Below are 24,234 nucleotides of genomic sequence, written 5' to 3'. Positions count from 1 at the left end.
ACCATGCTGCGAGTAGCCGTGCCCAACAAGGGTGCGCTGTCGGAAGCCGCCATCACCATGCTCACCGAGGCCGGGTACCGGCAGCGGCGCAGCAGCCGCGAACTCGTGCTCGTGGACAACGAAAACCACGTGGAGTTCTTCTACCTGCGCCCCCGTGACATCGCGATCTACGTGGGCGGCGGCACCCTGGACCTCGGGATCACCGGGCGGGACCTGCTGCTGGACTCCGGCGCCGAGGCCCACGAGGAGCTGGGGCTGGACTTCGCCCGCTCCACGTTCCGCCTGGCCGGTCCCCGCGGGCAGTTCCAGGACCTGCGGGAGCTCGAGGGCAAGCGGATCGCCACGAGCTACCAGCTGCTGCTCGAACGCCACCTCGCGGAAAAGGGTGTGAATGCCGAGGTGGTGCGCCTGGACGGCGCCGTGGAGTCCTCCATCCGACTCGGCGTCGCGGACGCCATCGCGGACGTCGTGGAGACCGGCAACACACTGCGCGCGGCGGGTCTCGAGATTTTCGACGAGCCCATCATGCACTCGGAGGCCCTGCTCATCCGCCGCGGCGACGAGCCCGAGCCCGAGGGGCTGCAGGTGCTGCGACGCCGCCTGCAGGGCGTGCTCGTGGCCCGCCAGTACGTGATGATGGACTACGACATCAGCGAGGACCTGCTCCCCGCGGCCACCGAGATCACCCCCGGCATGGAGGGGCCCACCATCTCCCCGCTGGGCCGCGACGGCGCCGTGGCCGTGCGCTCCATGGTCCGCAAGAGCGACACCAACAACGTCATGGACGCCCTCTACGAAGTGGGTGCGCGGGCGATCCTCGTCTCGCCCATCCAGGCCGCGCGGATCTGAGCGCCCACGCGGACAGCAAGCAGTGATCGCAACAGTGAGGACGGTGGCGTGATGGGAGTGGCCGTACGGGTCATCCCGTGCCTGGACGTGGATGCCGGGCGCGTGGTCAAGGGCGTGAACTTCGAGAACCTGCGGGACGCGGGGGACCCCGTGGAGCTCGCCGCCAGGTACAACCTCGCCGGGGCGGACGAGCTCACGTTCCTGGACGTCACCGCCTCCTCGAGCGAGCGGGACACGATGTTCGACGTCGTCTCCCGCGCCGCGGAGGAGGTCTTCATCCCCCTCACCGTGGGCGGCGGCGTCCGCACTCCGCAGGACGTGGACCGGCTGCTGCGCTGCGGTGCCGACAAGGCATCGATCAACACCGCGGCGGTCACGCGCCCAGCGGTGATCGACGAGATCACGGACCGCTTCGGCAACCAGGTGCTCGTGCTCTCCCTGGACGCCAGGCGCACGGGCAACACCCCCTCCGGCTTCGAGGTCACCACGCGTGGCGGCCGAACCCTCACGGGCCGCGATGCCCTGGAGTGGGCCCGCGAGGCCGAGGACCGCGGCGTGGGGGAGATCCTCCTGAACTCGATGGACGCGGACGGCACGCGCAACGGCTTCGACCTGGAGATGATCTCCGCCGTGCGCGAGCGGGTGGGCGTGCCCCTGATCGCCTCGGGAGGCGCCGGGGCGCCCGAGCACTTCCCGCCCGCCGTCGCCGCCGGTGCGGACGCCGTGCTGGCGGCGTCGATCTTCCACTTCGGCCCGCACGAGGCGATTGCCCAGGTCAAGGACGCCCTGCGGGCGGCCGGCCACGAGGTGCGCTGATGAGCGGCACGCAGGAAACCGGCACGCAGCAACCCGGCAGCGCGGACGTCCTGGATCCCCGGATCGCCGAGCGGCTCAAGAGGGACCCCGCGGGGCTCGTGGCCGCCGTGGTGCAGCAGTACGACACCCTCGAGGTGCTCATGCTGGGCTGGATGGACGACGAGGCCCTGCGGCGCACCCTCACCGAGGGCCGGGTGACCTTCTGGTCCCGCTCCCGCCAGGAGTACTGGCGCAAGGGGGACACCTCCGGCCACGTCCAGGCCGTGCACTCCGTCCACCTGGACTGCGACGGGGACGCCCTGCTGGTGCGCGTCGACCAGACCGGCGCGGCGTGCCACACGGGCTCACGCACATGTTTCGACGAGCGGGACCTCCACGCGGAAAAGGCGGTTTGAATGCGGGACCTCGGCACCATCACACCCACCCTCGAGGAGTTCCGGGAGCACGCGCGCACGCGCCGTGTGATCCCGGTGCGCACCACCGTGCTCGCGGACGCCCTGACGCCCGTGGGCCTCTACCGCTGCCTCGTCACCCGCGACGGCGACCCCGCACCCGGCACGTTCCTGCTGGAGTCCGCGGCCGAGGGCGGCGTGTGGTCGCGCTACTCGTTCGTGGGTGCCGGCTCCGTGGCCACGCTGACGTCGAAGGACGGTCAGGCTCACTGGCTCGGCGAGGCGCCGTCGGGTGCTCCCGTGGACGGTGACCCCCTGGAGGCCCTGCGCGCCACCATGGAGCTGCTGCACACCGAGCCCTTCGAAGGTGTGCCGCCCCTGACCAGCGGCATGGTCGGCTTCGTGGGCTGGGAAGCGGTGCGGCACTGGGAGAAGCTGCCGAACCCGCCGGAGGACGACCTCCACATGCCCGAGCTCGCCATGAACCTCGTCTCGGACATGGCGGTGCACGACAGCAAGGACGGCACCGTGATGCTCGTGGCCAACGCCGTGAACGTCAACGGCACGGACGAGAACGCGGACGCCGCCTACCACGACGCCGTCCGCCGGCTGCGCTCCATGGTCGACCGGCTGGCCACCCCGCTCGGGCACACCACCGTCTCGGTCACGGAGCGGGAGGACCTCGACTCCGGGGACGTTGAGTCCGCCGTGCGCCAGTCGTGGGACCGCGAGCTGTTCATGTCCGCGATCGAGCGCGGCAAGCGGGCGATCGTGGACGGCGACATCTTCCAGGTGGTCGTCTCCCGCCGCTTCGAGGCCGAGTGCGGTGCGAGCTCCCTGGACGTCTACCGCACGCTGCGCCGGATCAACCCGAGCCCGTACATGTACCTCTACTCGTTCCAGGACGCGGACGGGCGGCCCTACTCGATCGTGGGGTCCTCGCCCGAGGCGCTCGTCACGGTCACCGGCAAGCAGGCCGTGACCCACCCCATTGCCGGTTCACGGCCGCGGGGCGCCACGGTGGACGAGGACGTGGCCCTGGGCCAGGAGCTGCTCGCGGACCAGAAGGAGCGCGCGGAGCACCTCATGCTCGTGGACCTCGCGCGCAACGACCTCTCGCGGATCGCCGAGCCCGGCAGCGTGGACGTCAGCGAGTTCATGGAGATCGAGCGCTTCAGCCACATCATGCACCTGTGCTCCACCGTGGTGGCCCGCATGCGCGAGGACGTCAGCGCGTACGACGTGCTCGCCGCAACCTTCCCTGCCGGGACCCTCTCGGGTGCGCCCAAGCCGCGCGCCCTGCGGCTGCTCGACCAGTACGAGCCGCTGCGCCGGGCGGTGTACGGCGGCGTGGTCGGGTACATGGACTTCGCGGGCAACATGGACATGGCCATCGCCATCCGCACCGCGCTGCTTCTCGAGGGCACGGCGTACGTCCAGGCGGGCGGGGGTATCGTGGCGGACTCGGATCCGGAGACGGAAGCCCTCGAGTCCCTCAACAAGGCCACGGCACCGCTGCGGGCGGCGCTGATCGCCGAGTCCCTGCGCTCCCTGCAGCGCTGAGAACCCCCACCGCATCCCGCGAGGAGCTGAGATTGCTGCGCCGTACCGCACCCGCCGTCCTGGTCACGCTGCTGTGTGCCCTGGCCCTGTTCGGCACCACCACACAGACCTGGATCCACGCCGGGGTCACCACGTCCCTGCAGCCGGTCACGGTGGATGTGACGGGTTCCGACGCCGCTCCGGCCGTGACCGCCCTGGGCCTCGTGGCCGCCGTCGCGGCGGTGGCGTCCGTGCTCGGCGGCCGGTGGCTGCGCAGCGTCGTCGGTGTCGTCGTGGCACTGGCGGGTGCGGGGGCGGTGGTGGCGGTCCTGGCCGTCACCACCGACGCCCGCGCCGCGGCGCAGCCCACCGTGGGCACGCGCACCGGCGTGATCAACGAGGGCGGCGACTACGCCCTCACCGGGTGGCCCTGGGGCGCAGTGGCCGCCGCGGTGCTGCTGGGGCTGTGCGGGGTGTGGCTCGTCCTGGTCGCCCAGCGCGTGCGCCGCCAGGCCTCTCAGCGCTACGACCGCGCGGCGGTCACGGGCGCGGGGGCCCAGGGTGGCAACGGAGAGGCGTCGGCAACGGCGACGTCGGGCACCCCCGCGCCGGGCGACGTCGGCACCCCGACCACGGTGGGGCAGGCTCAGGCCGCGGAGCACGCGGACGACATCGACACCTGGGACGCCCTGACCCGCGGCGAGGATCCCACCGGAGACTGAGTCGCGTGGCTGCCCGGGGCAGACGCCGGATAGTGGCACAATGGAGCCAGAGAATCCGACCCGCGCACTACGCGGGCGCAGCACACCATGGGCCACAGGCTCAACCGGCACGGGAGAGTGGACACGAATGTCGAACACCGATCAGATCATCCTGGACCACACCGCCGCGGTGGGCCACGGCAACACCGTGGCCGGGTGGGCCTGCGTGGCCGTGATGACCGTGGGCGTCATCGTCGGCTGCACCGGCTTCGTGATGGCCTCCACCCCGGTCACCGTGGTGGGTGTCGGCCTGATCGTGGTGGGCGTGATCGTGGGGATTGTCCTGAAGGCCATGGGCTACGGCAAGGGCGGTTCAAAGACCGCGTCCCACTGATCCCCGAGTCCGGGACCAGCACGCACAACCATCGACGATGACCAGTTCCACGCACCGCGGAACTGGTCATCGTCTTCCGCACGCCGGGTGCTGCGGCACCGGCCTGCGGACCGACGAATGAGGAGACGCATGACGCAGCAGCACAGCGCTACGGTGCTGGACCAGATCATCGAGGGGGTGCGTGAGGACCTCGAGACCCGCCGGGCCGCGGTGAGCCTCGAGGAGCTGCAGCGTGCCGTGGCCCAGCGCGGTCCCGCGCTCGATGCCGAGGCCGCCCTGCGCGGCTCGGAGCCCGCGAGCGTGCAGGTGATCGCGGAGGTCAAGCGCTCGAGCCCCTCCAAGGGGGAGCTCGCCGAGATCACGGACCCGGCGGAGCTGGCCGCGAGCTACGAGCGCGGAGGTGCCTCGGCGATCTCCGTGCTCACGGAGCAGCGCCGATTCGGCGGCTCGCTCGCTGACCTCGACGCCGTCCGCGCCGCGGTGGGCATCCCCGTGCTTCGCAAGGACTTCGTGGTCGAGGACTACCAGGTGTGGGAGGCCCGCGCGCACGGAGCGGACCTCGTTCTGCTCATCGTCGCCGCGCTCGACGACGCCGCACTGCGCCACCTGCTCGAGCTCACCCACGAGCTCGGCATGCACGCCCTCGTGGAGACGCACACGGCGGAGGAGGTCGAGCGAGCGGTGGCCGCCGGCGCGCGGATCATCGGCGTGAACACGCGCAACCTCAAGACCCTGGAGGTGGATGTCCACACCTTCGGCCGGCTCGCCGGAGCCATGCCGCAGGACGTCGTGGTCGTGGCGGAGTCCGGTGTGCTGGGCGAGGAGCAGATTCGGCTCTACGCCGGTCACGGTGCGAACGCCGTCCTCGCCGGGGAGGTCCTCGTGACCTCCGACGATCCCGCACAGAGCATCTCCCGCTTCCGTGAGGTCGGCGCCCTCGCGCGGGCCGAGCACCTGGATGGCGCCACCCCGCCGGCCGCTCAGGCCGCGTTCGCCGCCGCCCAGGTGGCGGGGGAGACCGCCCAGGGCACGGCGTCGTCGCTGCGCGAGGCCCCGGGGCCGTACTTCGGGGACTTCGGCGGGCGCTGGATGCCCGAGTCCCTCGTGGCCGCACTGGACGAGCTCACCGAGACCTTCGACAAGGCCCGCACGGACGAGGAGTTCCTCGAGGAGTTCGCGCGGCTCTCCCGCGACTACGCGGGCCGGCCCTCCATGCTCACCGAGGCCGAACGCTTCGGCGCCGAGCTCGGTGTGCGAGTGTTTCTCAAGCGCGAGGACCTCAACCACACGGGCTCCCACAAGATCAACAACGTGCTCGGCCAGGCGCTGCTCGCCCGTCGCATGGGCAAGACGCGCCTGATCGCGGAGACGGGCGCGGGCCAGCACGGCGTGGCCACCGCCACCGCCGCCGCGCTGTTCGGCATGGAGTGCTGCGTCTACATGGGCGAGGAGGACACCCGCCGCCAGGCGCTGAACGTCGCGCGGATGCGGCTGCTCGGCGCCGAGGTGGTGGCCGTGACCAACGGCTCGCGCACCTTGAAGGACGCGATCAACGAGGCGCTGCGGGACTGGGTGGCCTCCGTGGACACCACCCACTACCTGCTTGGCACAGCGGCCGGCCCGCACCCGTTCCCGGCGATGGTCCGCTACTTCCACGAGCAGATCGGCGAGGAGGCGCGCGCCCAGATCCTCGAGAAGGCCGGGCGCCTGCCGGACGCCGTGACGGCGTGCGTGGGCGGTGGCTCCAACGCCATCGGCATCTTCCACGGTTTCCTGGATGACGCCTCGGTGGAGCTCTACGGCAACGAGGCAGGCGGCGACGGCGTGGAGACCGGCCGCCACGCGGCGACCATCACGCTCGGGCGTCCGGGCGTGATGCACGGCTCCAGGACGTTCCTGATGCAGGACACGGACGGGCAGACGGTGGAGTCCCACTCGATCTCCGCCGGCTTGGACTACCCCGCTGTGGGCCCGGAGCACTCCTATCTGCACTCGATTGGGCGGGTGAAGTACGAGGCCGTCACGGACGCCCAGGCCATGGACGCCTTCCAGCTGCTGTGCCGCACCGAGGGGATCATCCCCGCGATCGAGTCCTCCCACGCGCTGGCGGGGGCCCGCGAGGTCGCCGCGAACTGGGTGCGCGAGCTCGGTCCGGAGGTCGCCGCCCAGAAGATCATCATGGTCTCTCTCTCCGGGCGCGGCGACAAGGACGTCGCCGCCGCCGCCGAGTGGTTCGACATGCTCCCGCAGGACAGCCACGAGGAACGCGTGGCCCAGAAAGGCGAACAACTGTGAGCACCACCGGAACGAACGCCACCACGCCCGCCACGCTGACCGAGCGCATCGTCCCCGCCGGGCTCTCCCGCAACGGTGACTCCGCACTCTCGCGCCGCATCGAGGACTGCCGTGCGCAGGGGCGGCCCGCCCTCGTGGGTTACCTGCCGGCCGGCTTCCCGACCGTCGAGGAGTCGGTCGCGGCCGCCGTCGCCCTCGGACAGAACGGCGCGGACGTCATCGAGATCGGCATCCCGTACTCGGACCCGGTGATGGACGGTCCCGTGATCCAGGCCGCCACCACGAAGGCGCTGGCCAACGGCTTCCGTGTGGCAGACGTGTTCACCGTGGTGCGTGCCGTCGCCGAGCAGACGGACGCCGTGCCCGTGGTGATGACCTACTGGAACCCCGTGCTGCAGACCGGCGTGGACGAGTTCGCCCGCCGGCTGGCGGAGGCCGGGGGAGCGGGGATCATCACCCCGGACCTCATCCCGGACGAGGCCTCCGAGTGGTTTGCCGCATCCGAGGCGCACGGCCTGGACCGGATCTTCCTGGTGGCGCCCTCCACCACGCGCGAGCGCATGAACATGACGGTCGGCGCGGCATCGGGCTTCGTGTACGCCGTCTCGGTCATGGGCGTCACGGGCACCCGCGACCAGGTCTCCTCCGCCGCCGAGGACGTCGTGCGGCGGGCGCGCGAGGCTGGTGCCGAGCGCGTGTGCGTGGGCCTGGGAGTCTCCTCCCGGGAGCACGTGCTGGAGATCGGGGCCTACGCGGACGGCGTGATCGTGGGCACGGCCCTCGTTCGCGCCCTGGGCGAGGGCGGGCCCGACGCCGTCGGCCGCCTGGCCGCGCACCTGGCTGGACGCGAGTGACCGCGCTCGTGGTCCCCGCGTCCATCCCGTCCCCGAGCGTCAGCAGCATCCACCTGGGCCTCTTCACCCTGCACTTCTACGCACTGTGCATCTTGCTGGGCATCGCCCTGGCCATCTGGCTGACGTCCCGCCGCTGGCGTGCGCGGGGCCAGGACCCGGACGTGCTGTGGGACATCATCTTCTGGGCGGTCGTCGCCGGGATTGTGGGCGCGCGGGCCTACCACGTGCTGATCACCGACCCCGCGGGGTACTTCGGCGTCGGGGCGGACCCGCTCGCGGTGTTCCGGATCTGGGAGGGCGGCCTCGGCATCATGGGCGCGGTGCTCTTCGGGGCGGGCGCGGCGTGGTTCGTCTCCCGCCGCAACGGGCTGTCCCTGTCCGTCTTCGCTGACTGCGTGGCCCCGGCCCTGCTGCTGGCCCAGGCCGTTGGCCGCTGGGGGAACTGGTTCAACCAGGAGCTCTTCGGCAGGCCCACCACCCTGCCGTGGGGCCTGGAGATCTCCCCGTCCTCGCCCAACTTCCCGGCGGGGCTGCCCGCGGACACCCTCTTCCACCCCACATTTCTCTATGAGAGCCTGTGGAACCTGCTGGGCGTGGTGCTGCTGCTCGCCCTGGACCGCCGGTTCCAGCTGCGCCACGGTCAGCTGTTCGCGCTGTACATGGTCTTCTACGGCTTCGGGCGGCTCATGATCGAGCTGTTCCTGCGAGTGGACCCCGCACTGATGGTCGCGGGGGTGCGCGTGCACGTGTGGACCTCGCTGCTCATCGTGCTGGCTGGGATCGCGATCTTCGTGGTCGCGGGACGTCACACACGGCGGGAGCGGGAAGTCCCCGCCGTCGGGGCAGCCGCCTGAGACAAGGCGCCGACGGCGCACCACCGCTTGGCAGCACGCGCCGAGGAAGACCCCGGGACCCGGCCCGGGGTCTTCCTGCCGTGGCCGGGGGCGGCCCGCGGGCGCACAGAGTGACCCGGCTAACGTGGTAAATTACCCACGCGCCCGCCGGAACCGCTCACCCGCATGGTTCCCCGGCACGATCCTCGGCTCGTCGCAGAGCCGTCTCCTTCCGCAATGGGGCGGACACCGCGCGTCACACGGATCTCACGACGTCCGCTGCACACCCACCGAGTGTTCCCCGGGCTTCGTCGACGCACCAGACCTGCCCACCCCTCGGTGAGGAGCTCCCACATGAGCAGCCAGCACACCCGGACCACGGGACCCGAGAGCGCACCTGTCACGGACGAGTCCCGTGACGTGCCCACAGAGCCCACGGACGGCGGCGCGCCGGTCGTCTCCCCGTTCGAGCGCTTCTCCGCCGTCCCCCAGGACAGCGGCCTGTACCACCGCGAGGACGAGAAGGACGCGTGCGGCCTCGCTGTGGTCGCGACCCTCGACGGCGTGGCCTCGCACGAGATCGTCGACGCCGCCCTGACGGCCCTGCGCAACCTCGAGCACCGCGGTGCTGTGGGCGGTGACGAGGGCACGGGCGACGGCGCCGGGATGCTCACGCAGATCCCGGACGAGTTCCTGCGCCAGGAGGTCGACTTCCCCCTGCCGCCGCAGGGTGCCTACGTGGTCGGCACAGCCTTCATGCCTGCCGGGGGCAAGCACCTGGAGGACCTCAAGCGCTCCCTCGAGGAGCTCGCGCGCATGGAGCAGCTCACGGTGCTCGGCTGGCGCGACGTCCCCATCGTCGACGACGCCATCGGCGCCTCCGCGCGCGCCGTGATGCCCACGTTCGTGCAGCTCTTCGTCTCGGACCGCAGCCACAACGAGCGCGCCGCATCCCTGTTCGCCCGCGACGCGACGTCGTACGACCCCGTGGCCGCGCAGCGGGAGCTGGACCAGAAGGCGTTCCGCGTGCGCAAGCGCGCACAGAACAAGTTCGGCGTGTACTTCCCGTCCTTCTCCTCGCGCACCCTCGTCTACAAGGGCATGCTGACCACCGCGCAGCTCGAGCCGTTCTACCCGGACCTCTCGGACCCGCGCTACACGACCAAGCTGGCTGTGGTGCACTCACGGTTCTCCACCAACACGTTCCCGTCCTGGCCGCTCGCGCAGCCCATGCGCACGCTGGCCCACAACGGCGAGATCAACACCGTGGTGGGAAACCGAAACTGGATGCGCGCCCGGCAGTCGTCGATGTCCGGGGCGGTGCTGGGCCGCCAGCCCGAGGACCTGTTCCCCATCTGCTCGGAGGGCGCCTCCGACTCGCAGTCACTGGACGAGGTCGCGGAGCTGCTGCAGCTCTCGGGCCGTCCCGTGACCGAGACCATGCTGATGCTCATCCCGGAGGCGTGGCAGAACCACGACACCATGGACCCGCAGCTCAAGGCGTTCTACCAGTACCACTCCACGCTCATGGAGCCGTGGGACGGCCCGGCGTGCGTGTCCTTCACGGACGGCGTGCGCGTGGGCTCCGTGCTGGACCGCAACGGGCTGCGCCCCGGGCGGTTCTGGCAGACCGAGGACGGTCTGGTGATCTTCGCGTCCGAGGTGGGCGTGGTGGACGTGGGGGACCGCCGGATCGTGCGGAAGGGCCGCGTCTCGCCGGGAACGATGTTCCTCGTGGACACGGACGAGGGCCGGATCATCGAGGACAGCGAGATCAAGGCCGAGCTCGCTGCCGCGAAGCCCTGGCAGGACTGGGTCCGCGAGTCCGTGCTGCCGATCGCCGAGCTGCCCGAGCGTGAGCACATGACCCACCCGGCGCACTCGGTGCGGCTGCGCCAGAAGACCTTCGGCTACACGGAGGAGGAGCTGAAGATGATCATCGGCCCCATGGCGCTGGCCGGGGCCGAGCCGATCTACGCCATGGGCACCGACACCCCCGTGGCCGTGCTCTCCAACCGCTCCCGGCTGCTCTACGACTACTTCGTGCAGTCCTTCGCGCAGGTCACCAACCCGCCGCTGGACGCCATCCGCGAGGAGCTGGTCACCTCCATGGCCGGGTCCGTGGGGCCCATGGCCAACATGCTCTCCACGCAGCAGACGCGGACCCGTCAGATCCACCTGACCTTCCCGGTGATCGACAACGACCAGCTGGACCAGTTCGTGCACCTGGACGACGAGGACGGCGTGCCGCTGAGCCTGCGCGTGCGGGGGCTCTACCGGCCCATGGACGGGGCGGAGTCCCTGCGGAGCCGGATCGCTGAGATCTGCGAGAAGGTCTCCGCGGCGGTCAACCGCGGCGTTCAGTTCGTGATCATCTCCGACCGTGACTCCAACGCCGTCTGGGCCCCGATCCCGTCCCTGCTGCTGACCTCCGCCGTGCACCACCACCTGCTGCGCTCGGCGACCCGCACGAAGGTCGCGCTGATCGTGGAGTCCGGCGACGTCCGCGAGGTCCACCACGTGGCCCTGCTGCTCGGCTACGGGGCCTCTGCGGTGAACCCCTACCTGGCCATGGAGTCCGCCGAGGAGCTCGTGCGGCGCGGTCAGGTCAAGGGCGTCACCGAGGAGCAGGCCGTGGCCAATCTCCTCAAGGCCCTGGGCAAGGGCGTGCAGAAGATCATGTCCAAGATGGGCATCTCCACGGTGCAGTCCTACTGCGGCGCGCAGACCTTCGAGGCGCTGGGACTCTCCAGCGAGCTTGTGGAGGACTACTTTGCGGGTACCCGCACCCAGATCGAGGGCATCGGCCTGGACGTGATCGCCGCAGAGACCCAGTCCCGCCACCGGCTGGCCTACCCGGAGGACGGGGTCACCGAGCCCCACCGTGACCTGGCAACCGGCGGCGAGTACGACTGGCGCCGCGAGGGGCCGCGCCACCTCTTCGACCCGCACACCGTCTTCCGGCTGCAGCACGCCACGCGCACCGGGCGCTACGACATCTTCAAGTCCTACACGTCCCGCGTGAACAGTCAGGCGAAGGAGATCGCGACCCTGCGCGGGCTCATGAGCTTCGCCTCCACGCGCGAGCCCGTGGACATCGACGAGGTCGAGCCCGTGAGCGAGATCGTCAAGCGGTTCTCCACCGGTGCCATGAGCTACGGCTCCATCTCCATGGAGGCCCACGAGACGCTCGCGATCGCCATGAACCGGCTGGGCGGCAAGTCCAACACGGGCGAGGGCGGTGAGGACCCCGAACGGCTCGTGGACCCCGAGCGCCGCTCGGCGGTCAAGCAGGTGGCCTCCGGGCGCTTCGGTGTCACGAGCCTCTACCTCGCCTCCGCGGACGACCTCCAGATCAAGATGGCCCAGGGCGCGAAGCCCGGTGAGGGCGGTCAGCTGATGGCACAGAAGGTCTACCCGTGGATCGCGCGCACGCGCCACTCCACCCCGGGTGTGTCACTGATCTCTCCGCCCCCGCACCACGACATCTACTCGATCGAGGACCTCGCGCAGCTGATCTACGACCTCAAGCGTTCGAACCCCCGTGCGCGCGTGCACGTCAAGCTCGTCTCAGAGCGGGGGATCGGCACGGTCGCGGCGGGCGTGACCAAGGCCAAGGCCGACGTCGTGCTGGTCTCCGGCCACGACGGCGGCACCGGCGCGGCACCCCTGAACTCCCTCAAGCACGCGGGGATGCCCTGGGAGCTGGGCCTTGCCGAGGCCCAGCAGACGCTGCGGCTCAACGGGCTGCGGGAGCGCGTGGTCGTGCAGGCGGACGGGCAGCTGAAGACGGGGCGCGACGTCGTCGTGGCCGCGCTGCTCGGCGCGGAGGAGTTCGGCTTCGCCACCGCGCCGCTCGTGGTGGAGGGCTGCATCATGATGCGCAAGTGCCACCTGGACACGTGCCCCGTGGGCGTGGCCACCCAGAACCCGGAGCTGCGCCAGCGCTTCACCGGCAAGGCCGAGCACGTGGTGAACTTCTTCGAGTTCATCGCCCAGGAGGTTCGTGAGCTGCTCGCGGAGCTCGGCTTCCGCAGCACCGAGGAGGCCGTGGGCCACGCCGAGGTGCTGCGCACCCAGGAGGCCGTGGCGCACTGGAAGGCCAAGGGCCTGGACCTCAGCCCGGTGCTGGACTCCTTCCGCGCCGAGGGCGTCAAGGACGGGCTGCGCAACACGACCACCCAGGACCACGAACTCGACAAGCACTTCGACAACCGGCTCATCCCGCTGGCGGGACCGGCGATCGAGTCCGCGGAGCCCGTGCGGATCCAGGAGCGGGTCATCAACACGGACCGTGCGGTGGGCACCATGCTCGGTTACACGGTCACGAATGCGCTCGGCCTGCAGGAGCTGCCGGACGACACGATCGATGTGACCCTGACCGGTGAGGCCGGGCAGTCCCTCGGGGCGTTCATCCCGCGCGGGATCACGCTCCGGTTGGAGGGCGACGCGAATGACTACACGGGCAAGGGCCTGTCCGGCGGGCGGATCGTCGTCCGCACGCCGCGGGACGCCGGGTTCGTTGCCCACGAGAACGTGATTGCCGGCAACGTGATCGGCTACGGCGCGACGAGCGGCGAGATGTTCTTCAACGGCGTGGTCGGTGAGCGCTTCCTGGTCCGCAACTCCGGTGCCACGGCGGTCGTCGAGGGCATCGGGGACCACGGCTGCGAGTACATGACCGGTGGCGTCGCAGTTGTTCTGGGCGAGACCGGGCGCAACTTCGGCGCGGGCATGTCCGGTGGCGTGGCCTACGTCCTGGACCTGGACGAGCTGGACGTCAACAAGCAGGCGCGGGAGAGCGGTGACCTGCAGCTCGAGCACCTGGACGCGCAGGACCGCGAGCTGCTCACCGCGCTGGTCAAGCGCCACGGGGAGGAGACCGGCTCGGAGTTCGCCCGCGAGCTGCTCGCCGATCCGCGGGCGATCGCGGAGCGCTTCACCAAGGTGCTGCCGCGCGACTACTCCGCGGTGCTCGCGCTGCGCAACGAGGCCGAAGCCGCTGGGGACGACCCGGACGGCGACGGCACCTGGCACAAGATTCTGGAGGTGACCAGCCGTGGCTGATCCCCGTGGTTTTCTCAAGGTCCGCACGCGTGAGGACCGCCCCAAGCGGCCGGTCCCCGTCCGGCTCATGGACTGGAAAGAGGTCCAGCAGCGCCAGGAGGCGGGCACCCTGCACGAGCAGGCCGGGCGGTGCATGGACTGTGGCGTGCCGTTCTGCCACCAGGGCTGCCCGCTGGGCAACCTGATCCCTGAGTGGAACGACCTCGTGTGGCGCGAGCAGTGGGCCGAGGCCTCCGAGCGCATGCACGCCACCAACAACTTCCCGGAGTTCACCGGACGCGTGTGCCCCGCGCCGTGCGAGTCCTCGTGCGTGCTGGGCATCAACCAGCCGCCCGTGACCATCAAGCAGGTCGAGTACGCGATCGGTGAGAAGGCGTTCGACGACGACCTCATCACGCCGTACATCCCGCAGCGCCTCGTGGGCAAGACGGTGGCCGTGGTGGGCTCCGGGCCGGCCGGTCTCGCGGCCGCGCAGCAGCTCACCCAGGCCGGGTTCACCGTGGCGGTCTACGAGCGCGACGACGCCATCGGCGGCCTGCTGCGCTACGGCATCCCGGACTTCAAGCTCGAGAAGTCGGTCCTGGAGCGCCGCCTGGAGATCATGCGCCAGGAGGGCACCAAGTTCCGCGCCGGCGTGGAGATCGGCCGGGACATCACGTGGGACGTGCTGCGCCGCCGCTACGACGCCGTGATCGTCGCCACCGGTGCCACGCGGCCCCGCGACCTCGACATCCCCGGCCGCGAGCTGGACGGCGTCCACTACGCCATGGACTACCTCGTCCGCTCGAACAAGCGCGTGGCGGGGCAGGATGTCCCGGACCTGATCGACGCCAAGGGCAAGAACGTCATCGTCCTGGGTGGCGGTGACACGGGCTCCGACTGCATCGGCACGGCCCTGCGCCAGGGGGCGGCGTCCGTGACGTCGCTCGCGATCGGGCGCAAGCCCCCGGTGGACCGGGCGGACGAGGAGCCGTGGCCCATGATGCCGCGCGTCTTCGAGGTCTCCACGTCTCACGAGGAGGGCGGTGAGCGCACGTACCTGGCCTCCACGGTCGAGTTCGTGGGGGACGAGCAGGGCAGGCTCACCGGGCTGAAGGTCGCCGAGACCCAGTACCGCGAGGACGGCTCCCGCGTGCCCGCGCCCGGCACGGAGAAGGTGCTGCCGGCGGACCTGGTCTTCCTCGCGCTGGGCTTCACCGGCAACGAGTCGGACGAGCTCACCGAGCAGCTGCCCGTGTCCCTGGACCGGCGCCGCAACGTGGACCGGGACGAGACCTACATGACCGCGGTGGACGGGGTGTTCTCGTGCGGCGACGCCGGGCGCGGCCAGTCCCTCGTGGTGTGGGCCATCGCGGAGGGCCGCGCGTGCGCCGCCCACGTGGAGCGCCACCTCACCGGCCAGACCCGGCTGCCGGAGCCGGTGGAACCCTCGGAGCGCGCGATCGACCTCAGCGTGTGACCGGTTTCCGGGGGCGTGCGAGTCCCCGGCGTGACTGTTCGCGCACACCGGGGCGTGATGCACGGGGCACGGGGCCGTGAACGAGGTCGTACCCATTGGCGGTGCGCGTTGCTAGAGTGGGGGAAGACATCGGCGGAGCGGCCGCGGCCATGCAGCACTTCGTTGCAGGGCCTGGCCGCTTCGTCATGTGCGCCAACCATCCGCCATTCGAAAGGGAGTCACCCATGCGTCGAGCGAAGATCGTGGCCACGATCGGCCCCGCCATTTCCTCGTACGAGAACATCACCCGGGCGATCGAGGCCGGGATGAACGTGGCTCGCCTGAACATGAGTCACGGCGACCACGACGTCCACAACGCCTCCTACCAGAACCTGCGCCGCGCGAGCGAGGAGCTCGGCAGCACGGTGGCGATCCTCGCGGACCTGCAGGGTCCCAAGATCCGCCTCGGCAACTTCGTGGACGGTCCCCACGACCTCGCGGTCGGCGACACGTTCACCATCACGGTGCGGGACGTCCCCGGCACCAAGGAGATCTGCTCCACCACGCACAAGGGCCTGCCCGGTGACGTGAGCGTGGGGGACCCCCTGCTGATCGACGACGGCAAGGTCGCCCTGCGCGCCACCGCCGTGTCCGACACGGACGTGACCACCGAGGTCGTCGTTCCGGGCCCCGTCTCCGACCACAAGGGCATCAACCTGCCGGGTGTGGCCGTCAACGTCCCCGCGCTGAGCGAGAAGGACGAGGCGGACCTGCGCTGGGCCCTGAAGCGCGGCGTCGACATCATCGCGCTGTCCTTCGTGCGCGACGCCAAGGACATCAACCGCGTGCACGAGATCATGGCCGAGGAGGGCGTCAAGCTCCCCGTGATCGCCAAGATCGAGAAGCCCCAGGCCGTGGACGCGCTGCACGAGATCATCGACGCGTTCGACGGCATCATGGTTGCCCGCGGTGACCTGGGCGTTGAGCTGCCCCTGGAGGCGGTGCCGATCGTGCAGAAGCGCGCGATCGAGCTCGCCCGCCGCTGGGCCAAGCCCGTGATCGTGGCGACCCAGGTGCTCGAGTCCATGATCGACAACCCGCGCCCCACGCGCGCCGAGGCCTCGGACTGCGCGAACGCCGTGCTCGACGGCGCGGACGCCGTGATGCTCTCGGGCGAGACCTCGGTGGGCAAGTACCCCATCAAGACGCTCGAGACCATGTCGAACATCATCGTGGCCACCGAGACCCAGGGCATGGACCGCATGCCGCCGCTGGGCACCGAGCCCCGCACGCGCGGTGGCGCCATCACCCGCGCCGCGGTGACCATTGCCCGCCAGTTGGACGTGAGCTACATCTGCACGTTCACCCAGTCCGGTGACTCCGCGCGTCGCCTGTCCCGGCTGCGTCCCGAGCGTCCGATCCTGGCCTTCACCCCCGAGCGCAGCGTGCAGGCGTGGCTGCAGCTGCTGTGGGGCGTGCAGCCCATCCGCGTGGAGCGCGTGGAGCACACGGACGATATGACCCGCCAGGTGGACCACTACCTGCTCGAGCACGAGCTCGCGAGCACCGAGGACATGGTCGTCATCTCCGCCGGTTCCCCTCCCGGACACGCGGGGTCCACCAACCTGGTCAAGGTCCACCGCGTGGGGGACCTGCAGGACGCCGGTGAGGCCCCCGGGCGTGAGCGCCACGAGGAGGTCGGCCCGTGGGGCGGCCGCGACGTGCAGAGCTCCGCGTCCTGGCGCGAGCCGTGAGCCGCTGACCGAGTGGTGACCCGCCGCGGGTGACACGCGGTGGGAGCACCGGCACGACGGCGCGGGGTGACGGATCGAGAGGATCCGCGCCCCGCGCCGTCGTCGTTCCCGCCTGGGCTCACGAAAAACGGCCCCGCGTCAACGAGGCCGTTCCTGCACCGCCCTGACCAGGCGTTTTTCGGTGCCCAAGGTGGGACTCGAACCCACACATGTTTCCATACCGCATTTTGAGTGCGGCGCGTCTGCCAATTCCGCCACTTGGGCCGGACCGCGGGGGCTCCTGACATGGGACGACCGCCGCCGGTGCGGCTCACAGCATACATGATGGGGTTAGGCTGGAGCCGGTCGCCGCGCCCCTCACGGGGCGGCCCGGAACCACCGAGACCACCCCCTCCCGAACCAAGGAGATCCCGTGACGGATGCACCGAACACCCCGGAGCCCACTGCCCAGGAGGCCGGGGCCGAGGAGCCCGCCGCCGCCAGCACCGCGGCCAGGACGGTCGTGGTGGCGGAGGACGAGGCGCTGATCCGCATGGACATCGTCGAGATGCTCGAGGACGCCGGCTACCGGGTCCTGGCGCAGGCGGAGAACGGTGAGCGCGCCGTCGCCCTGGCCACCGAGCACCGCCCGGACCTCGTGCTCATGGACGTGAAGATGCCCGTGATGGACGGGATCACGGCCGCGGAGCAGATCGCGGGTCAGCGGATCGCACCGGTCGTGCTGCTCACCGCCTTCAGCCAGCGGGAGCTGGTGGAGCGCGCGCGCGAGGCCGGGGCCATGGCGTACGTGGTCAAGCCGTTCACGGTCGAGGACGTGGTCCCGGCCATCGAGATCGCCATCTCCCGGTTCGAGGAGATCAGGGCGCTCGAGAACGAGGTCTCGGACATGAAGGAGCAGTTCGCCACGCGCAAGCTCGTGGAGCGGGCCAAGTCCCTGCTGCAGACCAAGATGGGTCTGTCCGAGCCCGAGGCGTTCCGCTGGATCCAGAAGACGTCCATGGACCGCAGGCTGTCCATGCGCGAGGTGGCCGAGGCCATCATCAGCCAGGTGGCCTGAGCCGGCGCCCGCTCCCGCCGCGGCCCGTGCGCGTCCGGGGGTGGCCCTAGGATGGACCCGTGACTGAGACGAAGCAGCAGGCCGCCCAGGACGATCCCGCCACCCGCACCGTGGTGATCGGCGAGAAGACCGACTCCCCGCAGGAGGTCCCGCTGCCCGTGCCCGTCTCGCGGCCGGAGAAGCGGCTGCTGCTGATCGACGGGCACTCCCTGGCGTTCCGCGCGTTCTTCGCGCTCTCCCGCGCCGCCGAGTACGGCGGGGGCCCCGGTTTCGTGACCTCTGAGGGCGTGCACACCGAGGGCGTGTACGGGTTCGTGAACACCATGGTCAAGCTCGTGCGCGAGGAGAAGCCCACCCACCTGGTGGTCTCCTTCGACCTCGAGGGCCCCACCCTGCGCTCCCAGGAGTACGGGGAGTACAAGGGCGGCCGGGACGAGACCCCGGAGGAGTTCCACGGGCAGGTCCCCAACATCCGCCGCATTCTCGAGGCCGTGGGCATTCCGATCGTGACGAGCGAGGGCCACGAGGCGGACGACGTCCTGGCCACGCTCGCCACCACCGCGGCCGCCGAGGACTTCGAGGTGCTCGTGTTCTCGGGGGACCGGGACGCGTTCCAGATGATCACGGACCACGTCACCGTGGTGTACCCGGGCCGCACGCCGTCGGACCTGCGCCGCATGGACGCGCAGGCGGTCTTCGAGAAGTACAAGGTCGCCCCGCAGAACTACCCGGACCTCGCCGCCCTGACGGGAGAGACCGCGGACAACCTGCCGGGCGTCCCCGGCGTGGGCCCCGGCTTCGCCGCCAAGTGGATCACCGCCTACGGTCCCGTGGAGTCCCTGCTGGAGCACGCCGGGAAGATCACCGGCAAGAAGGGCGAGGCGCTGCGCGAGAATGAGGACCTCGTCCGCCGCAACCGCAAGCTCAACCGGCTGCTCACTGACCTGCCGCTGGAGATCGACCTCGCGGACGCCTCCCTGCCGCACGCAGACCCCGAGCGCGTCGCGGAGATCTTCGACGAGCTCGAGTTCGGTTCACAGCTGCGCGGGCGCCTCCTGGACGCCTTCGGGGCCGCCTCGGGGGCCGACGACGTCGCCACGGTCCCCGAGATCACGGACGTCACCCGGGTGCGCACCGCCGCGGAGTTCACCGCGTGGCGCGAGGCGCTTGAGGAGGGTGCCGCCGCCGTCGTCCGCCGTCTGTCGGTGGATCCCAAGGCGGCCTCCGGCACCGAGGTCACCACGCTCATGCTCACGGGCGCGAGCGGCGCGGCCGTGGACCTGGTCACCGCGGACCAGGAGCTGACCGCGGCCCTCGAAGCGTGGCTCGCGGACCCCTCCGCGCCCAAGATCGTGGACGGGCTCAAGGACCTCTACCGCGGGCTGGCTCAGCGCGGGATCGAACTCGCTGGCGTGGTGGACGACGTCCAGCTCTCCGGGTACCTGGTGCGCCCCGCCCTGCGCAGCTACGAGCTGGAGGCGCAGCTCGCCCAGCACCTCGACCTCGAGGTGGCGGCGGTGGCCGCGGCCGAGACGCCCGGCGCGAAGGACCAGGGACAGACCGAGCTGGACCTCGACACCGCCGGTGAGCAGGACGAGCTCGACGGCACCGCGGACGCGGCGCTCGTGCGCCAGGCCACCCTGGGCGGTGCGTGCCGGTCGCTGAGCGAGCACCTGCGCGCGCTGCTCGAAGCGGACAGGCAGCTGCCGCTGCTCACGGAGCTGGAGATGCCGCTCGCGGTGATCCTCGCCCGCATGGAGGCGGCGGGGATCGCCATGGACCGCCCAGGGATCGACCGGCTGCACGAGGACCTGCAGCAGCCCATCGACCAGGCCTTCGAGCTCGCCCAGGCGCAGATCGACCACGAGATCAACCTGGGCTCCACCAAGCAGCTGCAGGCCGTGATGTTCGACGAGCTGGGCCTGCCCAAGACCAAGAAGACGAAGACCGGCTACACCACGGACGCCTCCGCCGTCGCGGACCTGCTGGGCCGGGTGGACCCCGAGACGCAGGGCTCGCGCTTCCTCGTGGCGCTGATGAACTGGCGCGAGTACTCCAAGCTCAAGCAGATCGTCGCCGGGCTGCGGGACGCGATCGCCGAGGACGGCCGCATCCACACCACCTACCAGCAGACCGTTGCCGCCACCGGTCGCCTGTCCTCCACCGGACCCAACCTGCAGAACATCCCGGTGCGCACCGAGCAGGGCCAGCGCATCCGGGACGTGTTCGTGGTGGGGGAGGACGCCCAGGGGCCCTTCGAGTGCCTCATGACCGCGGACTACTCCCAGATCGAGATGCGGATCATGGCCCACCTCTCCGGGGACGAGGGCCTGATCGAGGCGTTCCGCGCGGGGGAGGACCTGCACCGCTTCGTGGGCTCGCGCGTGTTCGAGGTGGCGCCGGAGGAGGTCACCTCCGCCATGCGCTCCAAGGTCAAGGCCATGAGCTACGGACTGGTCTACGGTCTGAGCTCCTACGGCCTCTCGCAGCAGCTGCACATCGGCGTGGACGAGGCCCGCACCATGATGAGCGGGTACTTCGAGCGCTTCGGCGGCGTGCGGGACTTCCTGCGCGGCGTCGTCGAGGAGGCCCGTTCCAAGGGCTACACCGAGACCATCGACGGGCGCCGCCGCTACCTGCCGGACCTCACGAGCGACAACCGCCAGGCCCGCCAGGCCGCGGAGCGCATGGCACTGAACGCGCCCATCCAGGGCTCGGCGGCGGACATCATCAAGAAGGCGATGATCGGCGTGGACCGGGCGCTGGACCAGGGCGGGCTGCGCTCCCGCGTGCTGCTGCAGGTCCACGACGAACTGATCGTGGAGGTGGCCCCGGGCGAGTCCGAGGCCGTGGAGAAGATCCTGCGCACCGAGATGGCCGGCGCCGCGGACCTCACCGTCCCCCTGGACGTCAACGTGGGCACCGGGCGCACCTGGCACCAGGCCGCCCACTGACGCACACCCCCGGCACCGGCCCGCCCGGTGCCGACCCGGCGCGAGCACCGCAGCGCGGGCCGCACACCGTTCCACGCACGTCCCCCGGCCGTCCCGCGGGCTCCAGCCCGCGCGACGATCCCGCACAACGAGGAGCACCATGACCACCACACCCCCGACCGACCGGCCGAGCGAGACGACCTACAGCGCCCGCGGGAGCAACTACGTGCTCCGCAAGTTCTTCGTGGGGGAGGGCGGTGTGGACGCCAACCCCGAGGCCGAGCAGTGGAACCGCGCGGTGGACCACGGCTTCCACGGACCGGAGCCCACGCGGGAGGCCACCGGCCACATCCTGGACTCCATGCGGAACTCGGGCGTCCGGCTGCGGGCCGCCTACACCGCGGACCCCGTCCCGACCGCCGCCCTGGGCGCCGACCGCCCGGTGGCCACCTTCTGCTCGTGGGACTCGGAGCTCACGGTGTGCCCCGGGGTCGGCATCCCCGCGTGGCTGATCTCCGAGGTCACGGTGCGCCCCACGCACGCCCGCCGCGGGCTGCTGCGCCGGCTGATGACGGACGACCTCACCGAGGCCCACGAACGGGGCTTCCCCGTGGCGGCCCTGACGGCTTCCGAGGCCACGATCTACGGCCGCTTCGGCTTCGGCGCGGGCACGTTCAACACCGAGATCACGGTGGACGCCCACACGCGGCTGCAGCTCAAGGCGCCCACGGTGGGCACGGTGGAGATGGCGGACAACGAGGCCGTGGCCCGGCTCGCCCCGGAGATCTTCGCGCGGTTCCACGAGGGCACGGCCGGTTCGGTGACCCGCCAGGACAAGTGGTGGGGGCTGGTCTCCGGAGCGTGGGACTGGCACGCGGGCAAGGCGGATCCCGAGATCCGCACCGCGGTGCACTACGACGACGCCGGGCGGGCGGACGGCTACGTCAGCTACAAGTTCCTGCCCACCCAGGGCTTCGAGGGGGCCCTGAAGGTCGTGGACCTCGTCTCCCCGAGCTGGCAGGGCCGGATCGCCCTGTGGGAGTACCTGTGCAACCTGGACCTCGTCACGGAGGTGCGCTACGGCAGCGCCCCCATGGAGGACCCGCTGATGTGGGGCATGGTGGACATGTCCAAGTACACGGTGCGCAAGCGCTTCGAGCGCGTGTGGCTGCGCGTCCTCGACCCGGTGGCGGCACTGTCCGCGCGGCGCTACACGTCCCACCGCCGGATCACGGTCTCGATCGTGGACTCGATGGGCTTCGCGGACGGGCTCTACGAGATCGACACCACCGGGGCCGAGACCCGCGTCGAGCGGGTGGGGGACCGGCCCCGCACGCAGGACGACCTCGCCGGGAAGTCCATGCCCGCCGTGGAGCTCCCGGAGGGCGCGGACGTCGCGCTGAACGTGGACAGCCTGGGTTCCCTCTACCTCGGCGCGGTCAAGGCCTCCACCCTGTACCACGGGGGCCTGCTGAAGGTGCGGGACGAGGACGCGCTGCGGGACATCCAGGCCCTGATGTCCACGCCCACCGACCCGTACTGCATCTCCCCGTTCTGAGCCGATCGACGCTGCGGGGGCGTGGCCCCGCCCCCGCGTGCACGCGCCGCTCCAGGCTTGAACCCGACGTGCTCGGGCTCTAGACTGGAGCGGTGCGTGTATTCGCACGTCCAAAGCACCACATGAGTTCCCGGCCCACGCCCCACCGGGCGGAACCGGGAACGGCAAACCATCAAACCAATTCCATCGGAGTCCCTACTACATGACCACCACCACCCAGCAGGTTGCCGTCAACGACATCGGAACGGAAGAGGACTTCCTCGCCGCTGTCGACGCGACCATCAAGTACTTCAACGACGGCGACCTCGTGGAAGGCACCGTCGTCAAGGTCGACCGCGACGAGGTCCTCCTGGACATCGGGTACAAGACCGAAGGTGTCATCCCCTCGCGTGAGCTGTCCATCAAGCACGACATCAACCCCGACGATGTCGTGGCCGTGGGTGACGAGGTGGAGGCTCTGGTCCTCACCAAGGAGGACAAGGAAGGCCGCCTGATCCTCTCCAAGAAGCGCGCTCAGTACGAGCGCGCCTGGGGCGACATCGAGAAGGTCAAGGAGGACGACGGCGTCGTCACCGGCACCGTCATCGAGGTCGTCAAGGGCGGCCTCATCCTGGACATCGGCCTGCGCGGCTTCCTGCCCGCCTCCCTCGTGGAGATGCGCCGCGTCCGCGACCTCGCGCCGTACATCGGTCAGCAGCTCGAGGCGAAGATCATCGAGCTGGACAAGAACCGCAACAACGTGGTCCTCTCCCGCCGTGCCTGGCTCGAGCAGACCCAGTCCGAGGTGCGCGCCAACTTCCTGCAGCAGCTGCAGAAGGGCCAGGTCCGCACGGGCACCGTCTCCTCGATCGTCAACTTCGGTGCGTTCGTGGACCTGGGCGGCGTCGACGGCCTGGTGCACGTCTCCGAGCTGTCCTGGAAGCACATCGACCACCCCTCCGAGGTTGTCGAGGTCGGTCAGGAAGTCACCGTCGAGGTGCTGGACGTGGACATGGACCGCGAGCGCGTCTCCCTGTCCCTGAAGGCCACCCAGGAGGATCCCTGGCAGCTCTTCGCCCGCACCCACGCCCTGGGCCAGGTCGTGCCGGGCAAGGTCACCAAGCTGGTTCCCTTCGGTGCGTTCGTGCGCGTCGAGGACGGCATCGAGGGCCTGGTGCACATCTCCGAGCTGGCGCAGCGTCACGTGGACATGGCCGAGCAGGTCGTCTCCGTGAACGAGGAGCTCTTCGTCAAGGTCATCGACATCGACCTGGACCGTCGCCGCATCTCGCTGTCCCTCAAGCAGGCCAACGAGGGCGTGGACCCCGAGTCCACCGAGTTCGACCCGGCCCAGTACGGCATGGCCGCCGAGTACGACGAGCAGGGCAACTACAAGTACCCCGAGGGCTTCGATCCCGAGACCAACGAGTGGATCGAGGGCTACGAGGACCAGCGCGCGGCGTGGGAGGAGCAGTACGCTCAGGCCCAGTCCCGCTGGGAGGCCCACAAGGAGCAGGTGCGCAAGCACATCCAGGACGATCTGGAAGCCGCGACGACCACGTCGTCCTCCTCGTCCTCCTCTTCCTCGTCGTCTTCGTCCTCCTCGCCGGCTCCGAGCCGCGCGTCCGGTCCCACGAGCTACTCCTCCGAGCAGTCGGCCGAGGACTCCGGCACGCTGGCCTCGGACGAGGCTCTGGCCGCGCTGCGCGAGAAGCTCACCGGTCACTGAGTCACGCGTGAGCGTCACCCCGCCGGTTCCGGTGGGTGACGCA

Annotated in this window: 16 protein-coding genes and 1 tRNA gene; 16 read left to right on the top strand and 1 reads right to left on the bottom strand. The window is 70.6% G+C overall.

Annotated elements, in window-relative coordinates; translation table 11 throughout:
• The first annotated feature begins 3 nt into the window (after window positions 1–3).
• The 12 genes from hisG (at window position 4) to pyk (ending at window position 16,935) form a co-directional block, all read left to right on the top strand.
• Window positions 4–849: an ATP phosphoribosyltransferase gene (gene hisG, locus D8M39_RS02165; protein ID WP_055084772.1), complete on the top strand. Its 846-nt coding sequence runs from the start codon at window positions 4–6 to the stop codon at window positions 847–849.
• A 51-nt stretch (window positions 850–900) separates the two neighbouring features.
• Window positions 901–1,665, top strand: coding sequence for an imidazole glycerol phosphate synthase subunit HisF (hisF, locus tag D8M39_RS02160; RefSeq protein WP_126874285.1), 765 nt, complete (start codon window positions 901–903; stop codon window positions 1,663–1,665).
• Window positions 1,665–2,060: a phosphoribosyl-AMP cyclohydrolase gene (hisI, locus tag D8M39_RS02155; protein ID WP_126874284.1), complete on the top strand. Its 396-nt coding sequence runs from the start codon at window positions 1,665–1,667 to the stop codon at window positions 2,058–2,060. The genes hisF and hisI overlap by 1 nt, the downstream gene beginning before the upstream one ends.
• Window positions 2,061–3,620, top strand: coding sequence for an anthranilate synthase component I (locus D8M39_RS02150; protein WP_055084769.1), 1,560 nt, complete (start codon window positions 2,061–2,063; stop codon window positions 3,618–3,620).
• A gap of 32 nt (window positions 3,621–3,652) precedes the next feature.
• Window positions 3,653–4,321 carry a Trp biosynthesis-associated membrane protein gene (locus D8M39_RS02145; protein ID WP_055084767.1) on the top strand — a complete coding sequence of 223 codons (669 nt, stop codon included), beginning with the start codon at window positions 3,653–3,655 and terminating at the stop codon, window positions 4,319–4,321.
• 127 nt (window positions 4,322–4,448) lie between these two features.
• The gene (locus D8M39_RS02140; protein ID WP_055084765.1) at window positions 4,449–4,694 is read left to right on the top strand and encodes an HGxxPAAW family protein; all 246 of its coding nucleotides are present in this window, start codon (window positions 4,449–4,451) and stop codon (window positions 4,692–4,694) included.
• A gap of 117 nt (window positions 4,695–4,811) precedes the next feature.
• Entirely contained in the window at window positions 4,812–6,989 is a 2,178-nt protein-coding gene (locus D8M39_RS02135; protein ID WP_371413724.1) for a bifunctional phosphoribosylanthranilate isomerase/tryptophan synthase subunit beta, read from the top strand.
• Window positions 6,986–7,843: a tryptophan synthase subunit alpha gene (trpA, locus tag D8M39_RS02130; RefSeq protein ID WP_083482473.1), complete on the top strand. Its 858-nt coding sequence runs from the start codon at window positions 6,986–6,988 to the stop codon at window positions 7,841–7,843. Before D8M39_RS02135 ends, trpA begins: the two co-directional genes overlap by 4 nt.
• Window positions 7,840–8,697, top strand: a complete 858-nt coding sequence (gene lgt, locus D8M39_RS02125) for a prolipoprotein diacylglyceryl transferase (RefSeq protein WP_055084760.1) — start codon at window positions 7,840–7,842, stop codon at window positions 8,695–8,697. Before trpA ends, lgt begins: the two co-directional genes overlap by 4 nt.
• Window positions 8,698–9,030: 333 nt before the next feature.
• The gene (gene gltB / locus D8M39_RS02120; RefSeq protein ID WP_238693918.1) at window positions 9,031–13,743 is read left to right on the top strand and encodes a glutamate synthase large subunit; all 4,713 of its coding nucleotides are present in this window, start codon (window positions 9,031–9,033) and stop codon (window positions 13,741–13,743) included.
• Complete coding sequence (locus tag D8M39_RS02115; protein WP_126874282.1) at window positions 13,736–15,202, top strand: glutamate synthase subunit beta; 1,467 nt, start codon at window positions 13,736–13,738, stop codon at window positions 15,200–15,202. Before gltB ends, D8M39_RS02115 begins: the two co-directional genes overlap by 8 nt.
• A 224-nt stretch (window positions 15,203–15,426) precedes the next feature.
• Window positions 15,427–16,935 (top strand): pyruvate kinase, encoded by a 1,509-nt coding sequence (gene pyk / locus D8M39_RS02110; RefSeq protein WP_126874281.1) that lies wholly within the window; start codon window positions 15,427–15,429, stop codon window positions 16,933–16,935.
• A 182-nt stretch (window positions 16,936–17,117) separates the two neighbouring features.
• Here pyk and D8M39_RS02105 read toward each other — a convergent pair.
• Window positions 17,118–17,199 (bottom strand) — tRNA-Leu (locus tag D8M39_RS02105).
• Between the two features lie 238 nt (window positions 17,200–17,437).
• Here D8M39_RS02105 and D8M39_RS02100 point away from each other — a divergent pair.
• From D8M39_RS02100 to rpsA, 4 genes are all read left to right on the top strand, one after another.
• On the top strand, window positions 17,438–17,992 hold the full coding sequence (locus D8M39_RS02100) for an ANTAR domain-containing response regulator (protein ID WP_055084784.1): 555 nt from the start codon (window positions 17,438–17,440) through the stop codon (window positions 17,990–17,992).
• 59 nt (window positions 17,993–18,051) lie between these two features.
• Window positions 18,052–20,946, top strand: a complete 2,895-nt coding sequence (polA, locus tag D8M39_RS02095; protein ID WP_055084754.1) for a DNA polymerase I — start codon at window positions 18,052–18,054, stop codon at window positions 20,944–20,946.
• Between the two features lie 139 nt (window positions 20,947–21,085).
• A complete protein-coding gene (locus tag D8M39_RS02090; protein ID WP_055084752.1) occupies window positions 21,086–22,483 on the top strand; it encodes a GNAT family N-acetyltransferase in 1,398 nt (465 codons plus the stop codon).
• Window positions 22,484–22,685: 202 nt separating this feature from the next.
• Window positions 22,686–24,191, top strand: a complete 1,506-nt coding sequence (gene rpsA / locus D8M39_RS02085) for a 30S ribosomal protein S1 (RefSeq protein ID WP_126874280.1) — start codon at window positions 22,686–22,688, stop codon at window positions 24,189–24,191.
• Window positions 24,192–24,234: the final 43 nt, after the last annotated feature.

Source organism: Kocuria sp. HSID17590 (assembly GCF_003989485.1).
Taxonomy (GTDB): Bacteria; Actinomycetota; Actinomycetes; order Actinomycetales; family Micrococcaceae; genus Kocuria; species Kocuria salsicia.
This window is presented reverse-complemented; position numbering and strand designations above follow the sequence as displayed.

Coding starts and splice junctions, on each gene's coding strand:
- D8M39_RS02090 (WP_055084752.1), top strand. CDS start 21,086: ATGACCACCACACCCCCGACCGACCGGCCGAGCGAGACGACCTACAGC.
- D8M39_RS02150 (WP_055084769.1), top strand. CDS start 2,061: ATGCGGGACCTCGGCACCATCACACCCACCCTCGAGGAGTTCCGGGAG.
- hisF (WP_126874285.1), top strand. CDS start 901: ATGGGAGTGGCCGTACGGGTCATCCCGTGCCTGGACGTGGATGCCGGG.
- rpsA (WP_126874280.1), top strand. CDS start 22,686: ATGACCACCACCACCCAGCAGGTTGCCGTCAACGACATCGGAACGGAA.
- pyk (WP_126874281.1), top strand. CDS start 15,427: ATGCGTCGAGCGAAGATCGTGGCCACGATCGGCCCCGCCATTTCCTCG.
- D8M39_RS02140 (WP_055084765.1), top strand. CDS start 4,449: ATGTCGAACACCGATCAGATCATCCTGGACCACACCGCCGCGGTGGGC.
- D8M39_RS02135 (WP_371413724.1), top strand. CDS start 4,812: ATGAGGAGACGCATGACGCAGCAGCACAGCGCTACGGTGCTGGACCAG.
- hisG (WP_055084772.1), top strand. CDS start 4: ATGCTGCGAGTAGCCGTGCCCAACAAGGGTGCGCTGTCGGAAGCCGCC.
- gltB (WP_238693918.1), top strand. CDS start 9,031: ATGAGCAGCCAGCACACCCGGACCACGGGACCCGAGAGCGCACCTGTC.
- hisI (WP_126874284.1), top strand. CDS start 1,665: ATGAGCGGCACGCAGGAAACCGGCACGCAGCAACCCGGCAGCGCGGAC.